This window comes from Mitsuaria sp. RG (assembly GCF_028369275.1).
Taxonomy (GTDB): domain Bacteria; phylum Pseudomonadota; class Gammaproteobacteria; order Pseudomonadales; family Pseudomonadaceae; genus Aquipseudomonas; species Aquipseudomonas peradeniyensis.
This window is the reverse complement of record NZ_JAQMYQ010000002.1, coordinates 66,654-92,993: the sequence shown is the minus strand read 5'-3', so window position 1 is coordinate 92,993 and position 26,340 is coordinate 66,654. Positions and strand designations below refer to the sequence as shown.

Annotated in this window: 23 protein-coding genes; 13 read left to right on the top strand and 10 right to left on the bottom strand. The window is 66.7% G+C overall.

Annotation, left to right across the window (positions count from 1 at the left end):
- Window positions 1-15 precede the first annotated feature (15 nt).
- Complete coding sequence (locus tag POF53_RS01810; protein ID WP_186713189.1) at window positions 16-279, bottom strand: YebG family protein; 264 nt, start codon at window positions 277-279, stop codon at window positions 16-18.
- Window positions 280-501: 222 nt separating this feature from the next.
- Between POF53_RS01810 and POF53_RS01805 the strand changes: the two genes are divergently transcribed.
- Entirely contained in the window at window positions 502-972 is a 471-nt protein-coding gene (locus POF53_RS01805; protein ID WP_050703765.1) for a phosphate-starvation-inducible protein PsiE, read from the top strand.
- A gap of 3 nt (window positions 973-975) precedes the next feature.
- On the opposite strand, the gene POF53_RS01800 is transcribed toward POF53_RS01805, so the two are convergent.
- Window positions 976-1,275 carry a DUF3509 domain-containing protein gene (locus tag POF53_RS01800; protein WP_198743699.1) on the bottom strand — a complete coding sequence of 100 codons (300 nt, stop codon included), beginning with the start codon at window positions 1,273-1,275 and terminating at the stop codon, window positions 976-978.
- A 129-nt stretch (window positions 1,276-1,404) separates the two neighbouring features.
- A complete protein-coding gene (locus POF53_RS01795) occupies window positions 1,405-1,752 on the bottom strand; it encodes an HPF/RaiA family ribosome-associated protein (protein WP_203647969.1) in 348 nt (115 codons plus the stop codon).
- 252 nt (window positions 1,753-2,004) lie between these two features.
- Between POF53_RS01795 and POF53_RS01790 the strand changes: the two genes are divergently transcribed.
- Window positions 2,005-3,108, top strand: a complete 1,104-nt coding sequence (locus POF53_RS01790; RefSeq protein WP_232854714.1) for an NADH:flavin oxidoreductase — start codon at window positions 2,005-2,007, stop codon at window positions 3,106-3,108.
- Here the strand turns inward: POF53_RS01790 and POF53_RS01785 are convergent.
- On the bottom strand, window positions 3,077-4,288 hold the full coding sequence (locus POF53_RS01785; RefSeq protein ID WP_475860839.1) for a glycosyltransferase family 4 protein: 1,212 nt from the start codon (window positions 4,286-4,288) through the stop codon (window positions 3,077-3,079). The genes POF53_RS01790 and POF53_RS01785 overlap by 32 nt on opposite strands.
- A 179-nt stretch (window positions 4,289-4,467) precedes the next feature.
- Here POF53_RS01785 and POF53_RS01780 point away from each other — a divergent pair, with 179 nt between their 5' ends.
- Window positions 4,468-5,784, top strand: a complete 1,317-nt coding sequence (locus tag POF53_RS01780) for a methyl-accepting chemotaxis protein (protein ID WP_232854712.1) — start codon at window positions 4,468-4,470, stop codon at window positions 5,782-5,784.
- Between the two features lie 145 nt (window positions 5,785-5,929).
- Here the strand turns inward: POF53_RS01780 and cysZ are convergent, their stop codons facing one another.
- Window positions 5,930-6,658, bottom strand: coding sequence for a sulfate transporter CysZ (gene cysZ / locus POF53_RS01775; protein WP_475860840.1), 729 nt, complete (start codon window positions 6,656-6,658; stop codon window positions 5,930-5,932).
- A 315-nt stretch (window positions 6,659-6,973) separates the two neighbouring features.
- Between cysZ and trxB the strand changes: the two genes are divergently transcribed.
- The gene (trxB, locus tag POF53_RS01770; RefSeq protein WP_110736861.1) at window positions 6,974-7,936 is read left to right on the top strand and encodes a thioredoxin-disulfide reductase; all 963 of its coding nucleotides are present in this window, start codon (window positions 6,974-6,976) and stop codon (window positions 7,934-7,936) included.
- Between the two features lie 225 nt (window positions 7,937-8,161).
- Here the strand turns inward: trxB and nadC are convergent, their stop codons facing one another.
- A complete protein-coding gene (nadC, locus tag POF53_RS01765) occupies window positions 8,162-9,010 on the bottom strand; it encodes a carboxylating nicotinate-nucleotide diphosphorylase (RefSeq protein ID WP_498966107.1) in 849 nt (282 codons plus the stop codon).
- A 244-nt stretch (window positions 9,011-9,254) separates the two neighbouring features.
- Here nadC and POF53_RS01760 point away from each other — a divergent pair, with 244 nt between their 5' ends.
- The 4 genes from POF53_RS01760 to POF53_RS01745 all read left to right on the top strand — a co-directional run bounded on the left by POF53_RS01760 (window position 9,255) and on the right by POF53_RS01745 (window position 15,120).
- Window positions 9,255-11,405, top strand: coding sequence for a DUF1631 domain-containing protein (locus tag POF53_RS01760; RefSeq protein WP_498966105.1), 2,151 nt, complete (start codon window positions 9,255-9,257; stop codon window positions 11,403-11,405).
- Between the two features lie 88 nt (window positions 11,406-11,493).
- Window positions 11,494-12,060 (top strand): 1,6-anhydro-N-acetylmuramyl-L-alanine amidase AmpD, encoded by a 567-nt coding sequence (gene ampD / locus POF53_RS01755; RefSeq protein ID WP_498966103.1) that lies wholly within the window; start codon window positions 11,494-11,496, stop codon window positions 12,058-12,060.
- Window positions 12,057-12,887, top strand: a complete 831-nt coding sequence (ampE, locus tag POF53_RS01750) for a regulatory signaling modulator protein AmpE (RefSeq protein WP_186733859.1) — start codon at window positions 12,057-12,059, stop codon at window positions 12,885-12,887. Before ampD ends, ampE begins: the two co-directional genes overlap by 4 nt.
- Before the next feature lie 220 nt (window positions 12,888-13,107).
- Complete coding sequence (locus POF53_RS01745) at window positions 13,108-15,120, top strand: methyl-accepting chemotaxis protein (protein WP_498966100.1); 2,013 nt, start codon at window positions 13,108-13,110, stop codon at window positions 15,118-15,120.
- Window positions 15,121-15,272: 152 nt separating this feature from the next.
- On the opposite strand, the gene POF53_RS01740 is transcribed toward POF53_RS01745, so the two are convergent.
- Both POF53_RS01740 and cra read right to left on the bottom strand, forming a co-directional pair.
- Window positions 15,273-16,049 carry a TatD family hydrolase gene (locus POF53_RS01740; RefSeq protein ID WP_203647959.1) on the bottom strand — a complete coding sequence of 259 codons (777 nt, stop codon included), beginning with the start codon at window positions 16,047-16,049 and terminating at the stop codon, window positions 15,273-15,275.
- Window positions 16,050-16,051: 2 nt separating this feature from the next.
- Window positions 16,052-17,047, bottom strand: coding sequence for a catabolite repressor/activator (gene cra / locus POF53_RS01735; RefSeq protein ID WP_186713203.1), 996 nt, complete (start codon window positions 17,045-17,047; stop codon window positions 16,052-16,054).
- 296 nt (window positions 17,048-17,343) lie between these two features.
- Between cra and ptsP the strand changes: the two genes are divergently transcribed.
- From ptsP to POF53_RS01720, 3 genes are read left to right on the top strand one after another with little or no spacing between them, the layout of a single operon-like run.
- On the top strand, window positions 17,344-20,193 hold the full coding sequence (gene ptsP / locus POF53_RS01730) for a phosphoenolpyruvate--protein phosphotransferase (protein WP_232854704.1): 2,850 nt from the start codon (window positions 17,344-17,346) through the stop codon (window positions 20,191-20,193).
- Window positions 20,193-21,140, top strand: a complete 948-nt coding sequence (gene pfkB, locus POF53_RS01725; protein WP_498966096.1) for a 1-phosphofructokinase — start codon at window positions 20,193-20,195, stop codon at window positions 21,138-21,140. Before ptsP ends, pfkB begins: the two co-directional genes overlap by 1 nt.
- Complete coding sequence (locus tag POF53_RS01720) at window positions 21,137-22,861, top strand: PTS fructose-like transporter subunit IIB (RefSeq protein ID WP_498966216.1); 1,725 nt, start codon at window positions 21,137-21,139, stop codon at window positions 22,859-22,861. The genes pfkB and POF53_RS01720 overlap by 4 nt, the downstream gene beginning before the upstream one ends.
- Window positions 22,862-23,005: 144 nt before the next feature.
- Here the strand turns inward: POF53_RS01720 and POF53_RS01715 are convergent, their stop codons facing one another.
- Window positions 23,006-23,227, bottom strand: a complete 222-nt coding sequence (locus POF53_RS01715) for a DUF3820 family protein (RefSeq protein WP_234560464.1) — start codon at window positions 23,225-23,227, stop codon at window positions 23,006-23,008.
- Window positions 23,228-23,431: 204 nt separating this feature from the next.
- Here POF53_RS01715 and POF53_RS01710 point away from each other — a divergent pair, with 204 nt between their 5' ends.
- Window positions 23,432-23,908 (top strand): ferritin-like domain-containing protein, encoded by a 477-nt coding sequence (locus POF53_RS01710; RefSeq protein ID WP_203647954.1) that lies wholly within the window; start codon window positions 23,432-23,434, stop codon window positions 23,906-23,908.
- A 114-nt stretch (window positions 23,909-24,022) separates the two neighbouring features.
- On the opposite strand, the gene POF53_RS01705 is transcribed toward POF53_RS01710, so the two are convergent.
- The gene (locus POF53_RS01705) at window positions 24,023-25,525 is read right to left on the bottom strand and encodes a GGDEF domain-containing protein (RefSeq protein ID WP_498966094.1); all 1,503 of its coding nucleotides are present in this window, start codon (window positions 25,523-25,525) and stop codon (window positions 24,023-24,025) included.
- Window positions 25,526-26,069: 544 nt separating this feature from the next.
- On the opposite strand from POF53_RS01705, the gene POF53_RS01700 reads away from it, so the two are divergent.
- On the top strand, window positions 26,070-26,309 hold the full coding sequence (locus POF53_RS01700) for a hypothetical protein (protein ID WP_062575113.1): 240 nt from the start codon (window positions 26,070-26,072) through the stop codon (window positions 26,307-26,309).
- Window positions 26,310-26,340 lie beyond the last annotated feature (31 nt).

The following is a 26,340-nucleotide window of genomic DNA, read 5'->3' as shown; positions in this document are numbered from 1 at the left end:
TGGCCGGTGCAGCCATCACTCGGCTGCTGCGCCTTCGAGCAGTTCGGCCAGCGCATCCGGCTGGCTCTTGAACGCCCGGGCGAACACGTCGCGGTTCTTGGCCATGTAGATACCGGCTTCCTCGACTTGCTGTTCGCTCAGCGACGGTACGGCTTTGTGCAGTACCTCGGCCAGGCGTTCGGCCAGTTCGAGCATCTTGTCGTGACGGTCTGCTTCGGCCTTATCCATGAACAAGCGCTCCGGGTCGCGGCTGCTGCGGTACACCACTTCGACGGCCATTCATCACCTCTGTGCCTTTTTGCTGATGGGGTTACGGATCACTGTATTTTTATACAGTACATCGCCAGGCCATCACCCTGCAACCGCAATGATGGCCCGGCAAACTGAAAATCAGCGTAGCCCACAGGTGCCCTGCGGCAATCGGCCGCCTTCCAAGACAGGGGCCGTGGCCCTTTAACTGCATGGCACAAGACCTTCAGCCGTATCTAGGAATCGAACATCGTGAACATCAAATGGGCAGAAAGACTGCGCAAGGGCCTGCACGGCTCCGCCGACTCGCTGGGCAACCTGTGCGTGGAAGCCTTCCACTACCTGGCGCTGTTCGGCATCGGCGCGATCACCGCCTATGCGGCGGTGGTGACCTTCCTGGACATGCTGGGCAAGGGCGGGGTCAGCGTCGATGACATCCTGCTGCTGTTCATCTACCTGGAGCTGGGGGCGATGGTGGGGATCTACTTCAAGACCAACCACATGCCGATCCGCTTCCTGCTCTACGTGGCGATCACTGCATTGACCCGCCTGCTGATCGGCGACGTCTCGCACCACAAGGCACCGGATGTCGGGCTGCTGTACGTGTGTGGCGGCATCCTGCTGCTGGCCTTCGCCATCCTGGTGGTGCGCTACGCCTCCTACCGCTACCCGTCGACCAAGGCGCTGGATGCCAGCGGCAAGGAAGTGGACGAGAGCAAGTAGCCCTCAGTTGGCAATGCCGGCGGCGGGAAAGCGCTGTTCGCCATGCCAGGTGCGGGTCAGGGCCGCCAGCACCTCAAGTGGGTTCTGCCCCAGCTCGATGGCCAGGCCCAGGCGGATGCTGTCGATGACCCGCTGCAGGCGCACCGGATCGTTGCGCTGGGCCTGGCTGATCAGGCGCCTGGCGACCACGCCGCTGTCGTCGGACAGGGTCAGCATGATGCTGCCGTCCAGGCGCTCGATGCTCAGGTTGACCCGGTATTCGGGGGCGAAGGCGGCGCTGATCTGGTCGAAAGGGTTGTTCATGGTCGGTCCTGCACTGAATGACTGCAGGGGTTGACCGGGGCAAGGGTGGGTTGGTTCAGGCCCGCTGATCGGCACGCAATGAAAACGCCCGGCGCAAGGCCGGGCGTTTTCATTGGACACATTCGAGTGTCAGGCGTCTGGATCGCTCTGCTCCAGGATAGCGCGCTTGCTGCGCAGCTTACCGTAGAAGTGTTCCAGCGCGTGGTTCAGCTTGCTGGCGGCACCATCGACGGCATGTTCCAGCGAAGTGGCGGTGTGGGTCACGGAAATCGGCTGGTGGCCTTTGGGGCGAGCCTCCATCTGGCAGCGTTTGTCGTGCGGTCCGGGCTTGGCGCCGTTGTCGTCGCGCAAGTGGACTTCGATACGGGTGAGGTCGTCCTCGTAACGTTCGAGGCTGCTCTGCAGTGTGCTGCGGACCCACTCGTTCAAGCGGACGTTGCCTTGGATCTGGTTGCTGCTGTTGACCTGGATTTGCATGATTCAATCCTTATTCAGCTTGCTCGCGAGAGGCGTGCCTAGGCCACTGAGGGCGTTGGGTTTTCTGCGCCTCTTGACTCTAAAGTCAGGCAACCGCCGGACGAATTCAAGCCCTTTTGCAAAATAAATTTCCTGTTGCAAATCGGCCCGCTCGCAGCGATACCTGCCGATCACTGCAATCAATGATGCTGTGACACGCACCTGGTGGCCCCTAAGCTCGGGCGCATCCATCTCATCCCTCGGGAGCGCCGCATGTCCAGCAACCCTCTGTTCCAGCCTTTCACCCTCGGCTCCCTCGACTTGCCGACCCGCGTGGTCATGGCGCCGATGACCCGTACCTTCTGCCCCGGCGGCGTGCCCCACGACGGCGTGGTCGAGTACTACCGCCGCCGTGCCGCCGCCGGTGTCGGCCTGATCATCACCGAGGGCACCACGGTCGGGCACAAGGCCGCCAACGGCTACCCCAACGTGCCGCGTTTCCACGGTGAGGATGCCCTGGCCGGCTGGAAGCGCGTGGTCGAGGCCGTGCATGCCGAGGGCGGGCGCATCGTGCCGCAGCTGTGGCACGTGGGCAGTGTGCGCCGCCTGGGTACCGAGCCGGACGCCGCGGTTCCGGGCTATGGCCCGAGCGGCAAGGAAAAGGACGGCCAGGTGCTGGTCCACGGCATGAGCCGGGAGGATATCCGCGAGGTGATCGCCGCCTTCGCCCAGGCGGCGCACGATGCCCAGGCCATCGGCATGGACGGCGTGGAGATCCATGGCGCTCACGGCTACCTGATCGACCAGTTCTTCTGGGACGCCAGCAATCGTCGCGATGACGAGTACGGCGGTGACCTGGCCGGGCGCTCGCGTTTCGCCATCGAACTGATCCAGGCCGTGCGCGCGGCCGTCGGCCCGGACTTTCCGATCATCCTGCGTTTCTCGCAATGGAAGCAGCAGGACTACAGCGCGCGCCTGGTGCAAACCCCCGAGGCCCTGGCAGCGTTCCTCAAGCCCTTGTCCGAGGCCGGCGTGGATATCTTCCACTGCTCCACCCGGCGCTTCTGGGAGCCGGAATTCGAGGGCAGCGAGCTGAACCTCGCCGGCTGGACCCGCCAGCTCACCGGCAAGCCGACCATCACCGTGGGCAGTGTCGGCCTGGACGGCGAGTTCCTGCAGTTCATGGTGGCCACCGACAAGGTGGCCAAGCCCGCCAGCCTCGAAGGGCTGTTGCGCCGCTTGCAGGACCAGGAGTTCGACCTGGTGGCCGTGGGCCGCGCCCTGCTGGTGGATGCCGAGTGGGCGCGCAAAGTGCGGGACGGGCGTGAGGACGATGTGCTGCCGTTCAGCCGTGAGGCGCTGACGACCCTGGCTTGATCACCAGCGGCGGAGCCTGTTCGCGGGCAGCATGCGGCTCGCGGCAGGCGCCGTACAAGTAGCCCTCGAACTGCTCGACGATCGCCAGCCAGCCCTGGCGGCTGGCGTGTTGGCGGGCATTGAGGCGCACCCGGCGCAGGGTTTCGCCTTCCTCCAGCAACCAGCAGGCGGCGTCGATGAACGCCGCCTGGTCCCCCGGCATGGCCAGGGCGCCGCTGTGGCCGTGGCGGATATGCTGGGCGGCGGCGGCCTCGTCGTAGGCGACCACGGCCAGGCCCGAGGCGAGCGCCTCGAGCACGACGTTGCCGAAGGTTTCGGTCAGGCTCGGGAACAGGAACAGGTCGCCGCTGGCGTAGTGCTCGGCCAGCACCTCGCCGCGCTGTGCGCCACAGAACATGGCATTGGGCAGTTGCTGTTCGAGCTGGCCACGCATCGGGCCATCGCCGACGATCACCAGGCGCAGCCGCCGCTGCGGATAGGCCTTGCCCAGGGCCTCCATGCAAGGGCGCAGCAGGGCCAGGTTCTTCTCTGCGGCCAGGCGCCCGACATGCAGCACGGCAATGTCATCCACACCCAGCCCCCACTGCTCGCGCAGGGCCTGACTGCGCCGTGCCGGGTTGAACAGGCTGGCGTCGACCCCGCGGGCCATCAGGCCGAGCCGTTCGAAGCCGCGGCGCTCCAGCTCCAGGCGCTGGCTGGCGCTGGGCACCAGGGTGATGGCGGTGCGCCGGTGGAACCAGCGCAGGTAGTGGGTGAGCAGTCGTGACAGCAGGCCCAGGCCGTATTGTCCCGAATACTGCGGGAAGTTGGTGTGAAAGCCGCTGACCACCGCCACGCCCAGGCGCCGGGCGGCGCGCAGGGCGCTCAGGCCCAACGGGCCTTCGGTGGCGATGTACAGCACGTCCGGGCGTTGCCGGCGCCAGCGGCGCCACAGCTTGTGCATCGACACCTCGCCCCATTGCAGGCCCGGGTAGCCCGGCAATGGCCAACCCCGGCACAGCAGCAGGGTCTCGTCGTTGCCGGCCCCGTTGTCGGTGGCCTGGCGCGGGCGGATCAGCTCCACCTGGTGGCCGCGCAGGCGCAGCCCTTCGCTGAGGCGGCCAAGGGTGTTGGCCACGCCATTGATCTCGGGTGGGAAGGTTTCGCTGACCAGGGTGATACGCAGGGACGGTGTGCTCATGGGGAAAAGTCTGGGCCGCCCCCGTTGCGCCCATGTGACGCCTTTGTGACGTGCGCATGACGCCTGATTTCCGGCACTTGCACCCGTTTGAATATTTCCTTGCAACGCACTCAAGAACTCTTGTCACGCAGCCGATGCAGAGGCATTCGACTACAGGAATTCGCTCCGGGAGAGCGGCCATGTTCAACAGCAAACTGAAGAAAGAAATCCAGCAACTGCGCGAAGAGCTGATGTCCATCGAGCAGGTCAAGAACAGCCTCGACAGCGAGATGCTGGTGCTCCAGCTCGACCCCCAGGGGCGCATCGAGTCGGTAAACAACAACTTCGAGGCCGAGATGGGCTATCGCGCCGAGCAACTGATCGGGCGCAACATCGAAGAGATCGTGCCGGCGCATGTGAAGAAGCTCGATTTCTACCAGCGCATGAAGCACGCCATCACCCGTGGCGAGCACCTCAACGGCGCCTTCCGTCTGCTGCGCGGCAACGGTGACGAGGCCTGGCTGCGTTCGATCCTGCAACCGGTCAAGGACAGCCAGGGGCGTATCAAGTACTTCTCCCTGCACTCCAGCGACCTGACCCGCACCATCGAGACTTCCCGCGAGCACGAGAGCCTGATCAAGGCGCTGATGCGCTCCACCGCGGTGATCGAGTTCAACCTCGAAGGCCAGGTGCTGACCGCCAACGACCGTTTCCTGCAGACCATGGGCTACAGCCTGGAGCAGATCCGTGGCAAGTACCACCGCATATTCTGCGAGCCGGAGGAGGCCAACTCGGCGGCCTACCAGGAGTTCTGGAACCGGCTGCGCCGTGGCGAGTTCGTCGCCGAGCGTTTCAAGCGCATCGATGCCCATGGCCGCGTGGTCTGGCTGGAGGCTTCGTACAACCCGATCATCGACGCCCATGACGTGCTGTACAAGGTGGTCAAGTTCGCCACCGTGATCACCGATCAGGTCAACCAGGAATTGGCCGTGGCCCAGGCCGCCGACATCGCCTACACCACCTCGCTGGAGACCGACGACAGCGCGCGCAAGGCCACCGATGTGGTGACCCAGACCGTCGAGGTGATGCGTGGCCTGGAAGGCTCGATGCAGGACGCCGCCGATGGCATCCAGGCGCTGGACAAGCAGTCGAAGGTGATCGGCGCGATCATCAAGACCATCAGCGACATCGCCGGGCAGACCAACCTGCTGGCGCTCAACGCCGCCATCGAGGCCGCCCGCGCCGGCGAGCAGGGGCGTGGCTTTGCCGTGGTCGCCGACGAAGTGCGCCAGCTGGCCTCGCGCACCAGCAGCGCCACCGAGGAGATCGCCAAGGTGGTGCAGCAGAACGAACAGCTGGCCCAGGCCGCGGTGGACATCATCGACACCAGCAAGCGTCAGGCCGAGCAGGGCCTGGCCCTGGCCGCCGATACTGGCGGGGTGATCGTCGAGATCCAGGAAGGGGCGAAGAAGGTGGTGGATGCGGTGGGGCAGTTTTCCAGCCAGTTGAGCCACTGATTGGCTTCACACCGCCTGTGTAGGAGCGGCCTTGTGGCGCGAAAGGGCCGCAAAGCGGCCCCGGCGATCTCAGCTTGACGCATGAACCCTGGGGCGCTTCGCACCCTTTCGCGGCACAAGGCCGCTCCTACAGGATTGTGGGCGCTCAGGTACGCTCACGCACCCAGAACAGCGTCGCCCCGGCCACCGCCGCCGGCATCATCAGCACGTTGACCCCCGGAATCATCAACGCGAGATAAGTGATCCCGCCAAAGCCCATCGACTGCCAGCGCTTCTGCCGCAGCCAGGCGAGCATGTCCTGCCAGCTCATCTTGTTGTTGTCCGCCGGGTAGTCGATGTACTGGATGGCCATCATCCAGATGCCGAACACCAACCACAGCGGCGCGGCGATCACGTTCACCACCGGGATGAACGAGAGGATGAACAGGCCGATGGCCCGCGGCAGGAAATAGCCCAGCTTGCGCATCTCGCGGCTGAGGGTGCGTGGCACCATGGCTACCAGCTCGGCCCAGCTGAAGGGCGGGAAGTTGTCCTGGCCACGCACCACCACCTCGACCTTTTCCGCCAGGAAACCGTTGAACGGCGCGGCGATGATGTTGGCCAGCAGGGTGAAGGTGAAGAACACCATCAACAGCACCAGGGCGACGAACAGCGGCCACAGGATGTAGGTGAGGAAACTCAGCCAGTCGGGCAGGGTGGGCATCAGCGCATCGACCCACAGGCTGAACTGATGGCCGGCGAAGTAGATCAGGCCGCCGAACAGCAGCAGGTTGACCGCCAGGGGCAGCAGCACGAACAGGCGCAGGTTCGGGCTCAGGACCAGTTTCAGGCCCTCGCGCAGGTACTGGGGGCCGGACAGGACGGGGGCTTGCATCGGAATGCTCCGCTTGAGGAAAACGCGCTGACCTTACCGAGTTTGGCGCGCCGACGGAAGGAGCCGCACCTCTGGGAAACGGCGTGTAACAAAGCACTGGGACAATGGTTGTCGGATAGAGACTGTCTATAAGGTGGATTGTCGAAGGATATTTCCTTAATCTCTGCGGCCTCGCTACAGTGCGCTCAACTTTTTCGGTTTTGGACCAACGCGTTGTAGCCTTCCCCAAGTGCTGCGTGGGTCCCTTTTAATTCCAGCTGGCGCAACCGGCACCTAGATGCTGGACCCGTGCGGCCCGCTCGACAGGAGTTCGACATGTCTGAAGTACGTCATTCGCGCGTCATCATTCTCGGTTCCGGCCCTGCCGGTTACAGCGCCGCGGTATATGCCGCCCGCGCCAACCTCAAGCCGCTGCTGATCACCGGCATGCAGGCCGGCGGCCAGTTGACCACCACCACCGAAGTCGACAACTGGCCGGGCGACCCCCACGGCCTGACCGGCCCGGCCCTGATGCAGCGCATGCAGGAGCACGCCGAGCGCTTCGAGACCGAGATCGTCTTCGACCACATCAACGCCGTCGACCTGGCCAACAAGCCGTTCACCCTGCAGGGTGACAGCGGCACCTACACCTGCGACGCGCTGATCGTCGCCACCGGTGCCAGCGCCCGCTACCTGGGCCTGCCGTCGGAAGAAACCTTCATGGGCAAGGGCGTGTCGGCCTGCGCCACCTGCGACGGTTTCTTCTACCGCAACAAGCCGGTCGCCGTGGTCGGTGGCGGCAACACCGCAGTGGAAGAAGCACTGTATCTGGCCAACATCGCCAGCAAGGTGACCCTGGTCCACCGCCGCGACACCTTCCGCGCCGAGAAGATCCTGATCGACAAGCTGCACGCCCGTGTCGCCGAAGGCAAGATCGAGCTCAAGCTCAACGCCACCCTGGACGAAGTGCTGGGTGACAACATGGGCGTGACCGGTGCGCGCCTGAAGAACAACGACGGCAGCTTCGACGAAATCAAGGTCGACGGCGTGTTCATCGCCATCGGTCACACCCCGAACACCTCGCTGTTCGAAGGCCAGCTGACCTTGAAGGACGGCTACCTGGTGGTCCACGGCGGCCGTGAAGGCAATGCCACCGCCACCAACGTCGAGGGCGTGTTCGCCGCCGGCGACGTGGCCGACCACGTCTACCGCCAGGCCATCACCTCGGCCGGCGCCGGCTGCATGGCGGCCCTGGACGTCGAGCGCTACCTGGACGGCCTGGCCAACGCCGCGCACTGATCCAGCCTTTGCCGCTGCCAAGCATTCCACTGTAGGAGCGGCCTTGTGCCGCGAAAGGGCCGCAAAGCGGCCCCGGCAGTTTCAGCGGTCCACCGAGACAGGGGCTGCTGTGCAGCCCTTTCGCGGCGCAAGGCCGCTCCTACAGGGATTGTGCATGGCATGTGGGAGTGCCCCGCGATAAAAAAACCGGCCATCTGGCCGGTTTTTTCATGCCTTGCGAAAACCTCAGAGGCTCAAGCGCATCGACAGGTCCACCGCCTTCACGTCCTTGGTCATCGCGCCGATCGAGATGTAGTCCACCCCCGTCTCGGCGATCACCCGCAGGGTGGTCTCGTTGACGCCGCCGCTGGCCTCCAGCTTGGCCTTGCCGGCGGTGATGCGCACCGCTTCGCGCATCTCGTCCAGGGTCAGCTCGTCGAGCATGACGATATCGGCCCCGGCCGCCAGCGCCTGGCGCAGTTCGTCCAGGCTTTCCACCTCGATCTCCACCGTCTTGCCCGGAGCGATGCGGTGCGCCGCCGCCACGGCCTCGGCCACGCCACCGCTGGCGGCGATATGGTTTTCCTTGATCAGGAAGGCGTCGTACAGGCCGATGCGATGGTTGTGGCAGCCGCCGCAGGTGACCGCGTACTTCTGCGCCAGGCGCAGGCCGGGCAGGGTCTTGCGGGTGTCGAGCAGACGCACCTGGGTGCCTTCCACCAGGTCGGCCAGGAAGCGCGCGCGGGTTGCCACACCCGAGAGCAATTGCAGGAAGTTCAATGCCGAGCGTTCGCCGCTGAGCAGCGAGCGCGCCGGGCCTTCGAGGTGGAACAGCACCTGGTTGGCCGTGGCCCGCTCACCGTCGGCCACCTGCCAGTGCACCGCCACCCGTGGGTCGAGCTGGCGGAATACCGTATCGACCCAGGCGGTGCCGGCGATCACGCAGTCCTCGCGGGTGATGATGGTCGCCTTGGCCAGGCGCTCGGCCGGGATCAGCTGGGCGGTGATGTCGCCGCTGCCGATGTCCTCGAGCAGCGCGCGGCGCACGTTGGCTTCGATTTCGGCAGTCAGGTCGGCGAGGCGTAGGTTCGGCATGGTCGGCTCCACAAGCTAGGTGCCGGCGATTATAGGGCAGGGGGGCTGCGTGTACAGCTGCCGGGCCGATGACCTTTGGTCAGGCGGTTTGAGCATTCTTGCGAACGCACTGTCAGTTGAGGCGTGCGAAAGGCGTGCTGGCAGCTATCAGTGTTTTCACTGATAATAGCGCCCAGTATTTGGCGTCATAGCTTTGACGATTCCCTTCCAGTCGAACAACGTAACATCCAGCAAGGAGTCCGGGATGCATGATGAAGGCAAGGTGGTGCCCCTGGCGGCTGCCATCGACCGGGGTGCGCGCGCGCCCTCGCCATGCCTTCCCGTGCTGCTCCTGCAGGTGCGCGACAAGGCTGCCCTGCAATTGCGCCAGGGCTTGCAGGCGCTGTTCGACAATGCCGACGACACCCTGTTCGAAATGGCCGACAAGGCCAGTGGTCGCCTCGATCAGAACCTCTACTTCGAAGCCATGCGCGACCTGCGCCTCAAGCGCAAGAGTATTGAACGAGGTTTCCTCGACACTTTCTACGAGGCCTTCGCCCGCATCGGCCAGGGCGACGGGCTCGAGTCCCTGATCAGGGCGCAGACGCAGGACAAGCCGTCGCTGGAGCGCTCGGTGGCCGTGCAGGCCATGGTCGATCGGGTGCTGTCCCGCGACGGCTTCCTGTTGGAGCAGTTGAACCTGCGCTTCTCCACGCTGCTGGAGTTGCCGCTGGCCAGCGCAGGCAATCCCCTGGGCCCCGGCAACCTGTGTGGCTATTTCCTGGACGCCGGGCGCAACCTGGGAGTCGGCGCCCGCGTCAAGATGGTGCTGCTCAAGCTGTTCGAGCGCTACGTGCTGCGTGACCTCGACCTGCTCTACGGCGAGGCCAGCCAGTTGCTCGCCAGCGCCGGTGTACTGCCGCAGCTGATGCCCGCCCCGCGGCGCCGCGCCGAGGACCGGCGCAGCATCGCCCGGCGCGTCCCGGCCAGCCCGGCGCTGGGCGGCTTGTCCGACTCCGCCGGCCAGGCTTTCTTCGCCTCGGTGCAGACGCTGCTGGCGCCGGTGCGCGGGCGTGTCGCGCCGCGGTTGCAGGCGGCCGGATCCGCGCAGCCGACCAGCACCGGCGACCTGCTGCGCCTGCTCACCCACCTGCAGCACTATGTGCCGGCCCCCGGCGAGCCGGATGACTTCAACCTCGGCCAGCAGCTGGAGCAGTTGTTGCTGCGGGTCAGCGTGCGCAGCGGTACGCGGCGGCGGATCGCCACCGACGACGAGGACACGATCAACCTGGTCGACCTGCTGTTCGCCTACATCCAGGGCGACGACAACCTGCCGGCCAGCCTGCGGGCGCTGATCGTCCGCCTGCATATCCCGGTGCTCAAGGTCGCGCTGATCGACAAGGGCATGTTCAGCCGCGCCAGCCACCCGGCGCGCCGCCTGCTCAACGAGATCGCCGCCGTGGCCATCGGCTGGGAGAGCGATGCCGAGGGGCTGCGCGACAGCTTGCACCTGCGGGTCGAGCGCATCGTCCAGCGCCTGCTCAATGACTTTTCCGACGACTGTGCAGTGTTCAACGAACTGCTCGATGAGTTTCTCGCCTTCAGCCAGGACGAGCGCCGGCGCAACGAACTCCTCGAACAGCGCACCCGCGACGCCGAGGAGGGGCGTGCCCGTGCCTTGCAGGCCCGCCAGCGGGTACAGCAGGAGTTGAACGACCGCCTGCATGGCCGGGTACTGCCGCAGGTGGTGGTGCAGATGCTGGTGCAGTCCTGGAGCCAGGTGCTGCTGCTGGCCTGGTTGAAGCAGGGCGAGGCCTCGCCGGCCTGGGCCGACGCCCTGGCGACGGTGGACGACCTGCTGGTCAGCATTGCCCCGTACCGTGAGCCACAGCGTCTGCTGGAGCAGGTGCCGGGCCTGCTCAAGGCGCTGCGCGACGGCCTGGCGGGGGTGGCGCTGGACTCCGCCGCCACTCGTGATTTCTTCCTGCAACTGGAAAAACTGCACCTGCGTGCCTGCGGTGGCACGCCGGAGCCGGACGCCGCATTGGATGAAGTGTGGCTGGAGGAGGCTATCGTGCTGGCGGTCAGCGACGAGTCCGCCCTTGCCCCTGGCCTGCCGCTCGATGACCAGGAGCCGGCATTGCGCCAGGTGCAGCGCCTGCAGGTCGGCACCTGGGTCGAGGTGATGGACGACGACGAGCCGCTGCGCTGCAAGCTGGTGGCGCGCATCGAAAGCAATGATCGCCTGGTCTTCACCAACCGCACCGGCATGAAGGTGCGCGAATGGAACCGCATGGGCCTTGCCCTGGCCCTGCGCCGTGGCGAGGTGCGCCTGCTGGACGACGGCCTGCTGTTCGAGCGAGCGCTGGAAGCGGTGCTGGAGCAGTTGCGCGGGCAGCAGGCCCAACAGAGCTGAATTTCCCTACACAATCATTTACATGCAAGCACCGGCCGGCCACGGCATACTGGGCACCTGTCTCGGGCGTCATTTCAGGATCTGCACCATGCAATTGGACCGTGCGACCGGCTGGTTCAGCGGCGTCAGCCACTGCCCCTCGCCGAACTTCAACGCCCGCCCCGAGGGCGAGGCCATCGCGCTGCTGGTCATCCACAACATCAGCCTGCCACCGGCCTGCTTCGGCACCGGCAAGGTGCAGCAGTTCTTCCAGAACCGCCTGGACCCGAACGAGCATCCTTATTTCGCCACCATCAACCACCTGACTGTCTCGGCGCACCTGTTTGTCGAGCGCGATGGCGCGGTGACCCAGTTCGTTTCGTTGCTCGACCGCGCCTGGCATGCCGGCGTGTCGCGCTTCGGCGAGCGCGAGGGCTGCAACGATTTTTCCATCGGCATCGAACTGGAAGGCACCGACGAGCTGCCCTACACCGATGCCCAGTACGTCACCCTGGAGCGCCTGACCCGCGAGATCCGCGCAGCCTGGCCTGTGATCGACGCCCAGCGCATCTGTGGCCACAGCGACATCGCCCCGCAGCGCAAGACCGATCCGGGCCCGGCCTTCGACTGGCCGCGCTACCGGGCCGCGCTGCAACGCAACGAGGACAAGGCATGAGTTTCCTGGTGTTGGTGCTGGCGCTGTGGGTCGAGAAGTTCTCGGCCTTGCGCCAGCGGTTGCAGCGCGACGGCTTCTACCTGGGCGAGCTGGTGCGCCTGGAGCGCAGCGGCAAGGTCCACCCCTGGTGGACGCTGGGCATCCTGGTCCTGGCGCCGGTGGCGCTGCTCGCGCTCTTGCTGCATGTGCTGGAGCCGGTGGCCTACGGTCTGCTGGCGTTGCCGGTGCACCTGCTGGTGCTGGTCTACAGCCTCGGCCGAGGCGATGTGAAGGCGGCGCTCGGGCCGTTTCGCGACGCCTGGCGCCGCGGTGACGACCAGGCTGCGCTGCATGTGGCCGAACGCGACCTGGGGCTGGCTGCCGACGATGCCCAGAGCCTGATCAAGCGGGTCCAGGGCCACCTGCTGTGGCAGGCCTACCAGAGCTTCTTCGCGGTGATCTTCTGGTACTTCCTGCTCGGCCCGGGGGCGGCGCTGGCCTACCGCCTGCTGGCGCTGACCATGGACCACAGCCGCCAGCCGGCGCTGCAGACCCTGGCCGGGCAATTGCGTCATGCCATGGACTGGCTGCCGGTGCGGGTGATGACGGTGAGCTTTGCCCTGGTCGGCAACTTCGTCGCGGTGACCCGGGTGATGTTGCACGAGCTGCTCGACTGGCATGTCAGCGCCGGGCACCTGGTGGCTAAAGTCGGCCGGGTGGCCGACGATATTCCCGAGGAGGAAGACCGCCAGCGTGGCCTGGAGCGCCTGGACAGCCTGTGGGAGCTGCTGCTGCGCTGCGCCGTGTTGTGGTATGCCTGCTTCGCCCTGTGGACCGTGCTGGTCTGAAAACTTTCATCACCTTCTTGTAGGAGCGGCTTCAGCCGCGATCACCCGCGAAGCGGGTGCCAGACTCCGCGGTGCCCGCATCGCGGCTAAAGCCGCTCCTACCGAACCGCGCTTAACCATAAGTTACAAACCTTGATTCCAATCTGCGCTATACAAAGCCACTGGCCCTAGATGGCCTTGTGCTACCCCGCAGAACAACAAGAATTCAAGGAGGTGACCTGTGAAGCGTCTGCTCTATCCGGCCATCGCACTGATGAACCGGCTGAGCTTCGGCATGAAGTTCAGCCTGATCAGCGTCCTGTTCTTCCTGCCCATGCTGGTCACCAGTTTTTACCTGGTCCGCGACGCCTATAACCAGCTGCAGGCCACCCGCGGCGAACTGCAGGGGCTGGCGCCGCTGTCCGAAAGCCTGGCCTTGCGCGGCGACCTGGAGACCCTGGGCAACCTGCTGCAGATCAACGCTGTGCTGGGCCAGTCGGGCCAGGCCGGCGATGTGGAAAGCCGCATCGGTGCCCTGCAGGACAAGGTCCAGGCCCGGCTCGATGGCCTCAAGGGCAGCGACCCGGCGCTCGAGGCCAAGCGTGCCGAGCTGGCCGAGGCCTTTGCCCGCGCCCGTGAGGAAAGCTCGCTGCAGAACAAGGCGGCGCTGTTCGACAAGTTGCTGGCCCAGGCCCAAGTGCTGGGCAAGCTGGTCGCCAGCCAGTCGGGCTTGAACCAGGACAGCCAGGCTTCGGTGCGCCAGCTGAGCGAACTGGTCGGCAACGCCACGGCGCAGGTCACCCAGGCCCTGGGCGAAGGCCGGGCGATGGGCGCGGTGGCCCTCGGCCGCGGTTTCATGGATTCCTCGGGCAGCGCGCGCTTCGAAGACCTGCTGCAGCGCCTGGAGCGGCTGTCCGCCGACTATGCCATCCGTCTCGACGATGTCCTGGCCAGCGATGCCGGGCTCAGGGCCGCGCTGGCCAGCGATGCCCAGGCCAGCCAGGCCACGGTCAAGCAGGCCGCGACCCTGTTCGAGGACCAGGTGGTGGTGGCCGAGACCCTGGATGCGCCCTGGGCCGGCTTCTACCAGCAGACCAGCGACCTGATGGCGCAGACCTACCGCTTCAACGATGCCGTCCTTGCCCACCTGCACGGCCAGCTGGAGGAGCGCCTGGGCGAGCACCGCCTGCGCACGATCGCGCTGGTCGCGGCCCTGGCCACGGTGTTCGCGCTGATCATCTACCTGTACGGCGGCTTCTACGTCTCCACCCGGGAAACCCTCGGCAACCTGGGCAACGCCATGGACAAGGTGGCCGCCGGCGACATGACCATCAGCTTCAAGGCTAACAGCCAGGACGAACTGGGCGAGTTGGGGCGTGGCTTCAACGAGACGGTACGGCGCATTCGCGGGCTGATCGAGCAGGTCGGCAAGACCGTGACCACGGTGGAGGAGCAGGCCGGGCAGGTGCTGTCGGTGTCGAGCCGCAGCAACCAGGCGGTCAGCGGCCAGCGCGAGCAGATCGAGCAGGTGGCCACGGCCATGAACCAGATGAGCGCCACCGCGCAGGAGGTTGCCCGCAGCGCCGCCCTGGCCGCCGAAGGCGCGCAGCGGGTCAACCACGAGAGCGCCTCGGGCCGCGACCTGGTGGCAAGCCAGCAGGGCAGCATCGCCCGCCTGGCCGGCGAGATCGACCAGAGCGTGGCGGCGGTGAACCAGCTGGCGGGCGACAGCCAGGCCATCGGCCGGGTGCTGGAAGTCATCCGCAGCATCGCCGAGCAGACCAACCTGCTGGCCCTCAACGCCGCCATCGAGGCAGCCCGGGCCGGCGAGCAGGGCAGGGGCTTCGCCGTGGTCGCCGACGAAGTGCGGACCCTGGCCAGGCGCACCCAGGACTCCACCGAAGAGATCGCGCAGATGATCCAGCGCCTGCAGGATGGCGTGGGCGCGGCGGTGCGGGTGATGGGCAGCAGCCACCAGATGGCCGCCGGTACCGTGGACGAGGCGCGCCAGGTGCAACAGGCGCTGGGCAATATCCTTGGCGCGGTGGGCGGGATCGTCGAGCAGAACCAGCAGATCGCCGCCGCCGTCGAGCAGCAGACCGCCGTGGCCCACGACATCGACCAGAACATCGTGGCGATCAACCGCGCGGCGCAGGACACCACCGAGGGCGCCTGCCAGACCGAGGACGCCAGCCGGGCGTTGTCGGCGCAGGTGGTGGAGCTCAAGCGGTTGATCGGGGCGTTCAGGGTCTGATCGAGGGCAGCGTGAAGCCCGTGTAGGAGCGGCCTTGCGCCGCGAAAGGGCCGCAACGCGGCCCCAGCGATCTTTGCGTCAACACTGAAATCCTGGGGCTGCTACGCAGCCCTATCGCGGCGCAAGGCCGCTCCTACAGGGACCGCGTCGGTCTACCAGCCAAACACCTCGCAGGCATTGCGACTGCTAGCCTCGGCCAGCAGCCCCGGCTCGATCCCCATGACTTCGGCCAGCGCCCCGGCAATCTCGGGTAGATGCTCCGGGCTGTTGCGCTGCCCCGGGAACATCGCCGGCGCCATGTCCGGCGCGTCGGTCTCCAGCACCACGCTGTCCAGCGGTAGCCTTGGCAGGGTCTTGCGCAGGCGTAACGCCTGGGGCCAGGTGCCGGCACCGCCGAGTCCCAGCTTGAAGCCGAGCTTGATGTATTCCCGCGCCTCTTCGTAGCTGCCGGCAAAGGCATGGATGATCCCCGCCCGCGCTGGCTTGTAGCGCTTGAGCGTGGCGATTACCTGGGCGTGGCTGCGGCGCACGTGCAGCAGTGACGGCAGTTCGAAGTCGCAGGCCAGTTGCAGCTGGGCTTCGAACAATGCCTGCTGGCGCGTCGGGTCCAGTTCGGGCAGGTAGAAGTCCAGGCCGAACTCACCCACCGCGCACAGCCGCGGATCGCCGCGCAGGCGTTCCAGCCAGTCGCGTAGCTGCGCCAGGTGTTCGGGGCGATGCTGCTCAAGGTAGATCGGGTGCAGCCCCAGCGCCGCGTACACGCCTTGGTTGGCGCAGGCCAGGTCCCAGACCCGCTGGAAATTGTCCTGGTACACCCCCAGCACCACCACGCGCTCCACCCCGCGCGCCGCCGCGTTGGCCAGCAGGCGCGGGCGGTCGGCGTCGAAGTCGGGGAAGTCGAGGTGGGTGTGGGTGTCGATCAGGCGCATGTTCAGGCCTTGGCGATCCGTTGCTTGAAGGTGCGGCCGATGGCGTGCACACCGGGCTCGTAGCGCTTGTCCTCGATGGCGGCCAGGGCCAGTTCCAGCGCGGTGGCGGCGATCAGGCCGTGCTGCTGGGCCATGGCGTTGACCGGCAGCGGCAGGAAATCGAGCAACTGGTTGTCGCCGAAGGTGCCCAGTTGCAGCTCGCGGGATCCCTCAGGGCGCGCCTGGAGCGTGTCGAACACGCCTTGCAGCAGCACGTAGGAGGTGGTCACCAGGGCATCCGGCAGGCCGCCCAGCTCGTCGATCAGTTGCTGCATCAGGCGCTGGCCGCATTCGCGGCTGAAGGCCTCGCCCTGGTAGCGGCGCACGTCGCCGTCGAAGCCTTGCAGGGCCTCGTCGAAGCCACCGGCGCGGGCCTGGCTCACCGACAGCTCGGGGCGCGCGCCAATCAGGGCGATGCTGCGCGGGCGGGTTTTCAAAAGGCTCTGTGCCAGCTGACGGCTGGCGTCGCGGTCGTCGCTGATCACCGAGCAGAAATGCGCCGGGTCCAGGCGTCGGTCGATGGCGATCACCGGCAGGCCCTTGGCCTGCAGCTCGCGATAGCTGTCGTCTTCCGGCGGCAGGCAGCTGGCGACGAACAGCGCGTCGCAGCGGCGGGCGCGGAACAGCTGCTGCAACTGGCGTTCGCTGTCGGGCTGGTCGTCGCTGCTGGCGATCAGCAGTTGGTAGCCACGGGCACGGGCGCCTTGTTCCAGTTGCTTGGCGATGCGGGCGTAGCTGGGGTTCTCCAGATCCGGGAGAATGAAGCCCAGGGTGCGCGTGTGGCGGCTGCGCAGGCCGGCGGCCTGGGGGTTGGGCGTGAAGCCATGGGCCTCGACCACCGCACGCACGCGCTCGACGGTGCTGTTGCTGATGCGCTGTTGTTCGGCCTTGCCATTGATGACGTAGCTGGCGGTGGTCACGGACACACCGGCCAGACGGGCGATATCGCTGAGTTTCACCGAATTTTCCTTGTTGTTTCCGGGACTGGCCACGGGGCTGGACCGGCTAGTTTCACCCATCTACGGTCCCGCGCGCAGACGACCATTGTCGCAATTGTCCGACAGGATGGGGCTTTTTCGTTGGCAGATTATCGAGTAACGTGGCCACTTGGTCAGATTAAACGTTTCAGCAAAACGAAATTTCCTGCCTGGAAATGAGTATTCGCCCGTTGCGCTGATCGTTTTGGCGGCTTTTGCCGTCGAATTCCACAACAATACCTCGGTAGCCGACGGGGCTGCCGCAAAAGGAGAGGGTCATGCTCGAGCTTGCCGTGGAGCAGATTGCCATGGGCCAGCGTGCCGCCGACAAGGGCGAGGCACTGGCGTTGCTGGCTGATCGACTGGTTGCCGATGGCCTGGTCGCCGAGGGCTACCTGGCGGGGCTGCAGGCCCGGGAGGCGCAGGGCTCGACCTTCCTCGGCCAGGGTATCGCCATTCCCCACGGCACGCCGCAGACCCGCGAGCTGGTGTTCGCCACCGGTGTGCGCCTGCTGCAGTTCCCCGATGGCGTGGACTGGGGCGACGGCCAGATCGTCTACCTGGCCATTGGCATCGCCGCCCGCTCCGATGAACACCTGCGTCTTCTACAACTGCTGACCCGCGCCCTGGGCGAAACCGACCTGGCCGAGGCTCTGCGCCGGGCCGGCAGCGCCGAGGCGCTGCTCAAGCTGCTGCAGGGCGCGCCACGTGAGCTGGCGCTGGATGCCCAGCTGGTCGGCCTTAACCTGGCGGCGGACGACTTCGACGAACTGGCCTGGCGCGGCGCCCGCCTGCTGCAACGCGGCGGCTGTGCCGACAGCGGCTTTGCCGCCGTGCTGCAGCAGACCGAGCCGCTGCCGCTGGGCGAAGGCCTGTGGTGGCTGCACAGTGAGCGCGAGGTGCGCCAGCCGGGCTTGGCCTTCGTCACCCCACAGCAGCCACTGCGCTACCGCGACCAGCCGCTCAATGGCCTGTTCTGCCTGGCCAGCCTCGGCGCCGCCCACCAGGCCTTGCTTGAGCGCCTGTGCGAGGTGCTGATCGAGGGCCGTGGGCAGATGCTCTACCAGGCCACCAGCAGCCGCGCCGTGCTCGAAGTGCTCGGTGGCGAGGCGCCCGCCGACTGGCCCAGCGCCCGGGTGGTGCTGGCCAACGCCCATGGCCTGCATGCGCGTCCGGCCAAGGTGCTGGCGCAACTGGCCAAGGGCTTCGAGGGTGAGATCCGCATCCGCCTGCAAGACGGCGCCCAGCCCGCCGTCTCGGTGAAGAGCCTGAGCAAGCTGCTGAGCCTTGGCGCTCGCCGTGGCCAGGTGCTGGAGTTGATCGCCGAACCGGGCGTTGCCGCCGATGCCTTGCCGGTGCTGCTGGCCGCCATCGAGCAGGGGTTGGGCGAGGAGGTCGAGCCCTTGCCGCAAACGGCAGCAATGGAGCCGCCACCCATCGAAACCCTCCAGGCACCGGCGCCCGGCAGCACCCTGCAGGGTGTCGCAGCCGCGCCGGGCATCGCCAGTGGCCCGGCCCATGTGTGCGTCGAGCGCGAGATCGACTACCCGCTGCGCGGTGAGTCGCCCGGCCAGGAGCGGGCCAGGTTGCGAGCGGCCATCGACAAGGTGCACGCCGACCTGCAGGCCCTGGTGCAACGCAGCGACAAGGCCATCGGCGAAATTTTCATCACCCACCAGGAAATGCTGGCCGATCCGGCCCTGACCGATGACGTCGAGCTGCGCCTGGCCCAGGGCGAGAGCGCCGCCGCCGCGTGGATGGCAGTGATCGAGAACGCCGCCCGCCAGCAGGAGGCGCTGCACGATGCGCTGCTGGCCGAGCGCGCCGCCGACCTGCGCGATATCGGTCGCCGTGTGCTGGCCCAGTTGTGTGGCGTGCAGGCGGTGGTCGAGCCCGAGCAGCCCTACGTGCTGGTGATGGCCGAGGTGGGCCCATCCGATGTGGCGCGCCTGGACCCGGCGCGGGTCGCCGGCATCATCACCGCCCAGGGCGGCGCCACGGCCCACAGCGCCATCGTCGCCCGGGCCCTGGGCATCCCGGCGGTGGTCGGTGCCGGCGCGGCAGTGCTGCTGCTGGAGAGCGGCACGCCGCTGCTGCTCGATGGCCAGCGCGGGCAGGTCGAGGTCGCGCCGCCCGAGGCCCGCTTGCAACGGGCGCTGGCCGAGCGCGATGCCCGCGAGCGGCGCTTGCAGATCGCCTGGGCCAACCGCCATGAGCCGACCCTGACCCGCGACGGCCACGCGGTCGAAGTGTTCGCCAACATCGGCGAAAGCAGTGGCATCGACAAGGTAGTGGAGCAGGGTGCCGAAGGCGTCGGCCTGCTGCGCACCGAGCTGATTTTCATGGCCCACCCGCAACTGCCCGATGTGGCCACCCAGGAGGCCGAGTACCGCCGGGTGCTCGACGACCTGTGCGGACGCCCGCTGGTGGTGCGTACCCTCGATGTGGGCGGCGACAAGCCCTTGCCGTACTGGCCGATCGCGGCGGAAGAGAACCCGTTCCTCGGCGTGCGCGGCGTGCGTCTGACCCTGCAACGCCCGCAGGTGATGGAAGAGCAACTGCGGGCCCTGCTGCGCGCAGCGGACAATCGCCCGCTGCGCATCATGTTCCCCATGGTCGGCCAGCTCCATGAATGGCGCGCCGCCAAGGCCATGGTCGAGCGCCTGCGCCAGGAAATTCCGGTGGCCGACCTGCAAGTGGGCATCATGGTCGAGGTACCGTCGGCCGCCTTGCTGGCGCCGCAGTTGGCCCGCGAGGTGGACTTCTTCAGCATCGGCACCAACGACCTGACCCAGTACACCCTGGCCATCGACCGTGGCCACCCAAGCCTCTCGGCCCAGGCCGACGGCCTGCACCCGGCGGTGCTCAATCTGATCGACATGACCGTGCGCGCCGCCCATGCCCAGGGCAAGTGGGTGGGCGTGTGCGGCGAGCTGGCGGCCGATCCGCAGGCCGTGGCCGTGCTGCTGGGCCTGGACGTGGACGAACTGAGCGTCGCCGCCCGCAGCATCCCTGAAGTCAAGGCACTGGTGCGCCAGGCCGACCTTTCGACGGCCCGCGCCCTGGCGCGCGAGGCCCTGCAACAAGACAGCGCCGAGGCAGTCCGGGCGCTGGTGGAGCGTTACTGATGGCCAAGATTCTCACCCTCACCCTCAACCCGGCGCTGGATATCACCATCAGCCTCGATCGCCTGCGCCCCGGCGCGGTCAACCGTAGCCAGGCCCAGCACAGCCATGCCGCCGGCAAGGGGCTGAACGTCGCCCAGGTGCTGGCCGACCTGGGCCACAGCGTGACCGTCGGCGGTTTTCTCGGGCTCGACAACCTGGCGCCGTTCGAGGCGCTGATTGCCTGGCGTGGGTTCGCCGACTGCTTCGTCCGTGTGCCCGGCGAGTCCCGCAGCAACATCAAGCTGGTCGAGGCCGATGGCCAGGTCACCGATATCAACGGCCCCGGGCCTGAAGTCGACGAGGCCGCCCGCGACGCTTTGCTGCAACGCCTGGCCGAGGTGGCCCCGGGGCATGACGCCGTGGTGGTGGCCGGTAGCCTGCCGCGGGGGATCAGCCCCGAATGGCTGCGCGAGCTACTGCTGATGCTCAAGTCGCAGGGGTTGAAGGTGGCCCTGGACAGCAGCGGCGAGGCCTTGCGCGTCGGCCTCGAGGCCGCGCCCTGGCTGGTCAAGCCCAATACCGAGGAGCTCGGCGAGGTGCTCGGGCAGCCTGTGCTTGACGCGGCCGGCCAGCGCGCCGCCGCGCAGCGCTTGCTGGCCAGCGGCGTCGAGCATGTGGTGGTGTCTCAGGGCGAGCAGGGCGTGACCTGGTTCGCCGCCGGCCTGGCGCTGCATGCGCAACCGTCGAAGGTGCGCATCGCCAGCACTGTCGGCGCCGGTGATTCACTGGTCGCCGGCATGGTCCATGGTCTGCTCCAGGCCGAAGCGCCCGTCGCCACCTTGCGCCGCGCCACCGCCATCGCCGCCCAGGCGGTCACCCAGGTCGGCTTCGGCATCCACGATCGCGAGCAACTGGCCCTGCTGGAGGCCGCCGTGCACCTGGCAGAACAACAAGAAGAGGGCTGCTGATGAACATTGCCATTGTCACCGCCTGCCCCAACGGGCAGGTGTCCAGCGTGCTCAGCGCCCGCCTGTTGGCCGCCGTGGCCCAGCGTCGGGGCTGGAGCACCAGTGTCGAGGTGCAGGATGCCGAGCACCCCGAGCGTCGCCTGACTGCGGCGCAGATCCTTGATGCCGACTGGGTGCTGGTGGTCAGCACCGGGCCGATGGACCTGGCGCGCTTCGCGGGCAAGCGCCTGTACCAGAGCACGCCGGCCCAGGCACTGGCGGACCGCGAGGGGTTTCTTGACCAAGCCGCCGCCGAGGCGCGGGTACACGAGCCGGCGCCGGCCCCGCAGGGCAGCGCGCCGAAAATCGTCGCGGTGACTGCCTGCCCGACCGGCGTGGCCCACACCTTCATGGCCGCCGAAGCGCTGCAACAGGCCGCGCAGACCATGGGCTACCAGCTCACCGTGGAGACCCAGGGCTCGGTCGGCGCGCGCAACCCGCTGCCGGCCGAGGCCATCGCCGAAGCCGACGTGGTGCTGCTGGCCGCCGATATCGAAGTGCCGGCTGCGCGTTTCGCTGGCAAGCGCATCTACCGCTGCGGTACCGGCATCGCCCTCAAGCAGGCCCGCGCCACGCTGGACAAGGCACTGGCCGAGGGCAAGGTGGAGGCTGCGGGGGATGCGCCTGGCGCGGTGCAGCAGGCCGAGAAGACGGGCGTCTACAAGCACCTGCTGACCGGGGTGTCGTTCATGCTGCCGATGGTGGTGGCCGGCGGCCTGCTGATTGCCTTGTCGTTCGTGTTCGGCATCGAGGCCTACAAGGAGGCCGGCACGCTGCCCGCCGCGCTGATGCAGATTGGTGGTGAGGCGGCGTTCAAGCTGATGGTGCCGCTGCTCGCCGGCTACATCGCCTGGTCCATCGCCGACCGTCCGGGGCTGGCGCCCGGGATGATCGGCGGCTTGCTGGCGAGTACGCTGGGGGCGGGGTTCATTGGCGGCATCGTCGCCGGCTTCCTGGCCGGCTACAGCGCCAAGGCCATCGCCCGTTGGGTGCGCCTGCCCAGTAGCCTCGACGCGCTCAAGCCGATCCTTATCATCCCACTGCTGGCCAGCCTGTTCACCGGCCTGGTGATGATCTATGTGGTCGGCCAGCCCGTGGCCGCCATGCTCGAAGGGCTGACCCACTTCCTCGACAGCATGGGCACTACCAACGCCATCCTGCTCGGGCTGCTGCTCGGCGGCATGATGTGTGTGGACCTGGGCGGCCCGATCAACAAGGCCGCCTATGCGTTCTCGGTAGGGCTGCTGGCGTCGTCGAGCTACGCGCCGATGGCCGCGACCATGGCCGCCGGCATGGTGCCGCCGATCGGCCTGGGCATCGCCACCTTCCTGGCCCGACGCAAGTTCGCCCAGAGCGAGCGCGAGGCCGGCAAGGCCGCGCTGGCGCTGGGGCTGTGCTTCATCTCTGAAGGGGCGATCCCGTTCGCCGCCAAGGACCCGTTGCGGGTGATCCCGGCGAGCATCGCCGGTGGCGCGCTGACCGGGGCCTTGTCGATGTACTTCGGCTGCAAGCTGATGGCGCCCCATGGCGGCCTGTTCGTGCTGCTGATCCCCAACGCGATCAACCATGCGCTGCTGTACCTGCTGGCGATCGTGGCCGGCAGCCTGCTGACGGCGGTGGTGTATGCCGTGATCAAGAAGAGCGAACAGGTGGAGATGGTGGTGGCGCCGGCCAAGGGGTAGCCAGGCCCGGCGCAATCCCTGTAGGAGCGGCCTCGTGCCGCGAAAGTGGCGCGGAGCGGCCCCAGGATTTCAGCGTCATACACAGTGAATGGGGCTGCTTTGCAGCCCTTTCGCGGCACAAGGCCGCTCCTACAGAGGGTGCGGTCAGCCCCGCGTCTTGCCCCGCAACGGCTTCAGCAGATCGCCCAGCCCGTTGTGGTCGATCTCATGCATCAACGCCAGCAACGCGCCCAGCTCCCCGGGCGGGAAGCCCTTGCGGGCGAACCACGCCAGGTAATCGCCGGGCAGGTCGGCAATGATCCGCCCCTGGTACTTGCCGAAGGGCATGGTGCGGGTGACCAGCAGTTGCAGGGATTCGGGTTTCATCGGGCATCGGCCTGTGGCAGGTGAAGCGCGGACCATACTGCAAACTGCACGACGACCCAAGCGGCGATCATGCAGAACGCCGTTTTCAGGTTTTTTGTTTTTCATTTCAAGCTATTGATTTTAATGAATAATTTCATATTCATTAGCCTGGCACGAAGCCTGCTCCGGTAAAGGTGACTATCACCTGCCAAGGAGTTTGTTGCCATGAGCAATCCCAACAAAGACACGATCGATGTACTCAACGACCTGATCGAGTACAGCAAGGACGGTGAGAAAGGCTTCAAGACCTCCGCCGAGGATGTGAAGAACCCACAACTCAAAGCCTTCTTCGTGCAGCGCGCCAGCGAGTGCGCCAGTGCCGCGGCCGAGCTGCAGGGCGAGGTGCGCCGGCTGGGTGGTGACCCGGAGACCAGCACCAGCATCAGCGGCGACCTGCACCGCGGCTGGGTCAACCTCAAGTCGATGGTCACCGGCAAGGATGAAGAGGCGGTGCTCAACGAGGTGGAGCGTGGTGAAGACCATGCGCTCAAGGCCTACAAAGAGGCCCGCGAGAAGCTGGTCAAGCTGGGGCGCTCGGCCAATGACCAGAGCTATACGCTGGTGGAGAAGCAGCTGCAGGGCGTGCAGCGCAATCATGACCAGGTGAAGGCGCTGCGTAACGCGGCACGTGCTCGGTCTTGAGATCTTTGGGGCCGCTTTGCGGCCCTTTCGCGGCACAAGGCCGCTCCTACAAGGGGAACGCATTCCTCTCTGTAGGAGCGGCCTTGTGCCGCGAAAGGGGCGCGAAGCGGCCCCTTAGGCCATCGGCCCTTCAACCCGATTCCGGCCATTGGCCTTAGCCCGGTAAAGCGCCTCGTCCGCATCGGCCAGCAGCGTCGACAAATCCTGCGCGGTGCCCGGCACATGCAGGCCGATCCCCACGCTGACCGTCACCGACCGCTCGTCATCGCCAAACGGCGGCATCGCCTCGACGCTGGCGCGAATGCGTTCGGCCAGCAACCGGGCGCCAGCCAGCTCGGTTTCCGGCAGCACCACCTGGAACTCCTCCCCGCCATAACGCGCCGCCAGGTCCGCCGGGCGCCGAATGCACAGCTCAAGGGTCGTGGCCACCTCGCGCAGCACGTGGTCGCCGCCGGCATGGCCATGGCGCTGGTTGAACGCCTTGAAGTGATCCACATCCACCATCAGCACCGCCAGCGGCTTGCGGTTGCGCTGGGCGCGCGCCCATTCCTGGCGCAACACCTGGTCCAGGCGACGACGGTTGGCAAGGCCCGTGAGGCTGTCGGTGGCGGCAAGCGTGGCCAGGCCTTGCTCGGCATCGTGGCGGCGGCGCAATTCACGGCCCAGCAGCAGGGTCAGCCAGAGGATGCCGATGCACAGCACGCCGGTGGCCACGCTGACCACGATCGCGGTGCGGCGCCACGACTGGAACACCTCGTCGGCCGAGTGCGCCACCAGCACGATCAGCGGCAGGTCGGCAACTCGGGCGAAGGTGTAGAGGCGCTGGCCTTCATAGGTAGTCGAGCGGGCGGTGAAGCTGCCGCTGCGCTCCTCGAGGATGCGCTTGAAGTTGGGGCGTTCGCTGAAACTGGTGCCGATCAACGGGTCCTGCGGGCGGGTTGGCTGGCGTGCCAGCAGTTGGCCGTCGGTGTTGAGCAGGTTGATGCTGCTGTCCACGCCGATGTCCAGGCGCTGGAACAGCTCGTTGAAGTAGGACAGGCGCAGGGCCCCGGCGGCCAGGCCCTGGAATTCGCCGTTGGCGCCGGAGATGCGCCGGCTGAAGCTGATGCACCAGTCCAGCTCGCCCAGCCGCGCCTTGAACGGCGGGCTGATCAGCAGGCCCAGGCCCGGGTGGTCGCGGTGGGCCTGGAAGGCCACGGTGTCGGCGAAGTTGGCCTGGCGCGGCACCGCGCTGGTGGAGTCGCCGAGCACATCGCCCTTGGCGTCGAGCCAAAGGATGTCACCGCGCACCGGCGCGGAGAAGGCCTGGTTGAAGAGGATCTGCTGGCGCAGCTTGGCCGGCACGTTGAGCAGCTCGGGGTGCTGCACGGCCCAGATCAGGCCCTTGAGCGACTGGTCGTAGAGTTCGACGTTGCGCAGGATGTCGCTTTCGATCAACTGCACGATGTTGCTCGAGGAGCGCATTTCCGATTGCTCGACGCTGTCGCGCTCGCGGGCCAGCAGGTAGCTGACGATGGCCACGATGGCGAGCACGGCAAGGCAGCTGCCCAGGTTGAGGACCAGCTCGGGGTGTGACTTGTACAGGGCGGATCGTGGTGATCGGGTGGGCAACGTCATGCTCGCAACTGCATAAGCCCCGGGATCCATGGGGAGTGGGCCGGAAAGCGGCGGCGGTATTTTAGGCAAGGCGGGATTGTCGGACAAGATCAAAGCTGATTTGGCCGACGGAAATGATTCAGTAGGTCCATCGCGGGGCAAGCCCGCTCCCACCATTCGCCAGGGCCAGGGCCAGGGCCAGGGCCAGGTCATGGTCGTGGGAGCGGGCTTGCCCCGCGATGGGATGTACGACATTTCCGAATCTGAAACCAAATGCTTCAGTTGGGCCGAGCTTGGGACCTATCCTACGCGTCTGCCGGAAGGGGCTGGATAGGCGGGGAAATGCATCAGGGCTAACGTCTTCGGGTCGCCGAATTTGGTGATCGGGTGTGAGAAACCCGAACGATGTTGGTCCCGCATTCTGTTACGGCAGCTGTGCATGGGCAGACCTAGGTCTGGCCGGGTTCCGATGTCCTCGGTTTTCTCACCCCATGTACGGCTGCCACCCTTATCTGGTGAGAAAGGATGAGCTGGCGGTTTCCTTTAATGACATTGGAAAACGCACATGAAGAAGCTGGTACCTGATCCCCCCATCCCCTACATCTCCATCATCGACCACCTGCCGCTGGCCGAAGTCTGGGAGCATGCCGCCGTCCTGATGACCATGATGACCCGCACTTGCGACGTCTACATGGCCTTTCCCGTGGATGAGCGTCCCGAGATCCTGGTGGATAACATTTCCATCCTCAGCCGGCTGCTGAGCTGCCTGATGGCCCACGCCAGGTCGCTGGAGGTGCAGCCATGAGCGAGCAGCCCGAGCCTTGTGCCACTGCCGG

Bases quoted from the DNA above. Each gene is read 5' to 3' on its own strand.
- ampE (WP_186733859.1), top strand. From the start codon at position 12,057: ATGAGTTTCCTGGTGTTGGTGCTGGCGCTGTGGGTCGAGAAGTTCTCG.
- ampD (WP_498966103.1), top strand. From the start codon at position 11,494: ATGCAATTGGACCGTGCGACCGGCTGGTTCAGCGGCGTCAGCCACTGC.
- POF53_RS01715 (WP_234560464.1), bottom strand. From the start codon at position 23,227: ATGAAACCCGAATCCCTGCAACTGCTGGTCACCCGCACCATGCCCTTC.
- POF53_RS01800 (WP_198743699.1), bottom strand. From the start codon at position 1,275: ATGAACAACCCTTTCGACCAGATCAGCGCCGCCTTCGCCCCCGAATAC.
- POF53_RS01785 (WP_475860839.1), bottom strand. From the start codon at position 4,288: ATGAGCACACCGTCCCTGCGTATCACCCTGGTCAGCGAAACCTTCCCA.
- pfkB (WP_498966096.1), top strand. From the start codon at position 20,193: ATGGCCAAGATTCTCACCCTCACCCTCAACCCGGCGCTGGATATCACC.
- POF53_RS01810 (WP_186713189.1), bottom strand. From the start codon at position 279: ATGGCCGTCGAAGTGGTGTACCGCAGCAGCCGCGACCCGGAGCGCTTG.
- POF53_RS01740 (WP_203647959.1), bottom strand. From the start codon at position 16,049: ATGCGCCTGATCGACACCCACACCCACCTCGACTTCCCCGACTTCGAC.
- POF53_RS01790 (WP_232854714.1), top strand. From the start codon at position 2,005: ATGTCCAGCAACCCTCTGTTCCAGCCTTTCACCCTCGGCTCCCTCGAC.
- POF53_RS01795 (WP_203647969.1), bottom strand. From the start codon at position 1,752: ATGCAAATCCAGGTCAACAGCAGCAACCAGATCCAAGGCAACGTCCGC.
- nadC (WP_498966107.1), bottom strand. From the start codon at position 9,010: ATGCCGAACCTACGCCTCGCCGACCTGACTGCCGAAATCGAAGCCAAC.
- POF53_RS01760 (WP_498966105.1), top strand. From the start codon at position 9,255: ATGCATGATGAAGGCAAGGTGGTGCCCCTGGCGGCTGCCATCGACCGG.
- POF53_RS01780 (WP_232854712.1), top strand. From the start codon at position 4,468: ATGTTCAACAGCAAACTGAAGAAAGAAATCCAGCAACTGCGCGAAGAG.
- ptsP (WP_232854704.1), top strand. From the start codon at position 17,344: ATGCTCGAGCTTGCCGTGGAGCAGATTGCCATGGGCCAGCGTGCCGCC.
- POF53_RS01700 (WP_062575113.1), top strand. From the start codon at position 26,070: ATGAAGAAGCTGGTACCTGATCCCCCCATCCCCTACATCTCCATCATC.
- trxB (WP_110736861.1), top strand. From the start codon at position 6,974: ATGTCTGAAGTACGTCATTCGCGCGTCATCATTCTCGGTTCCGGCCCT.
- cysZ (WP_475860840.1), bottom strand. From the start codon at position 6,658: ATGCAAGCCCCCGTCCTGTCCGGCCCCCAGTACCTGCGCGAGGGCCTG.
- POF53_RS01710 (WP_203647954.1), top strand. From the start codon at position 23,432: ATGAGCAATCCCAACAAAGACACGATCGATGTACTCAACGACCTGATC.
- POF53_RS01705 (WP_498966094.1), bottom strand. From the start codon at position 25,525: ATGACGTTGCCCACCCGATCACCACGATCCGCCCTGTACAAGTCACAC.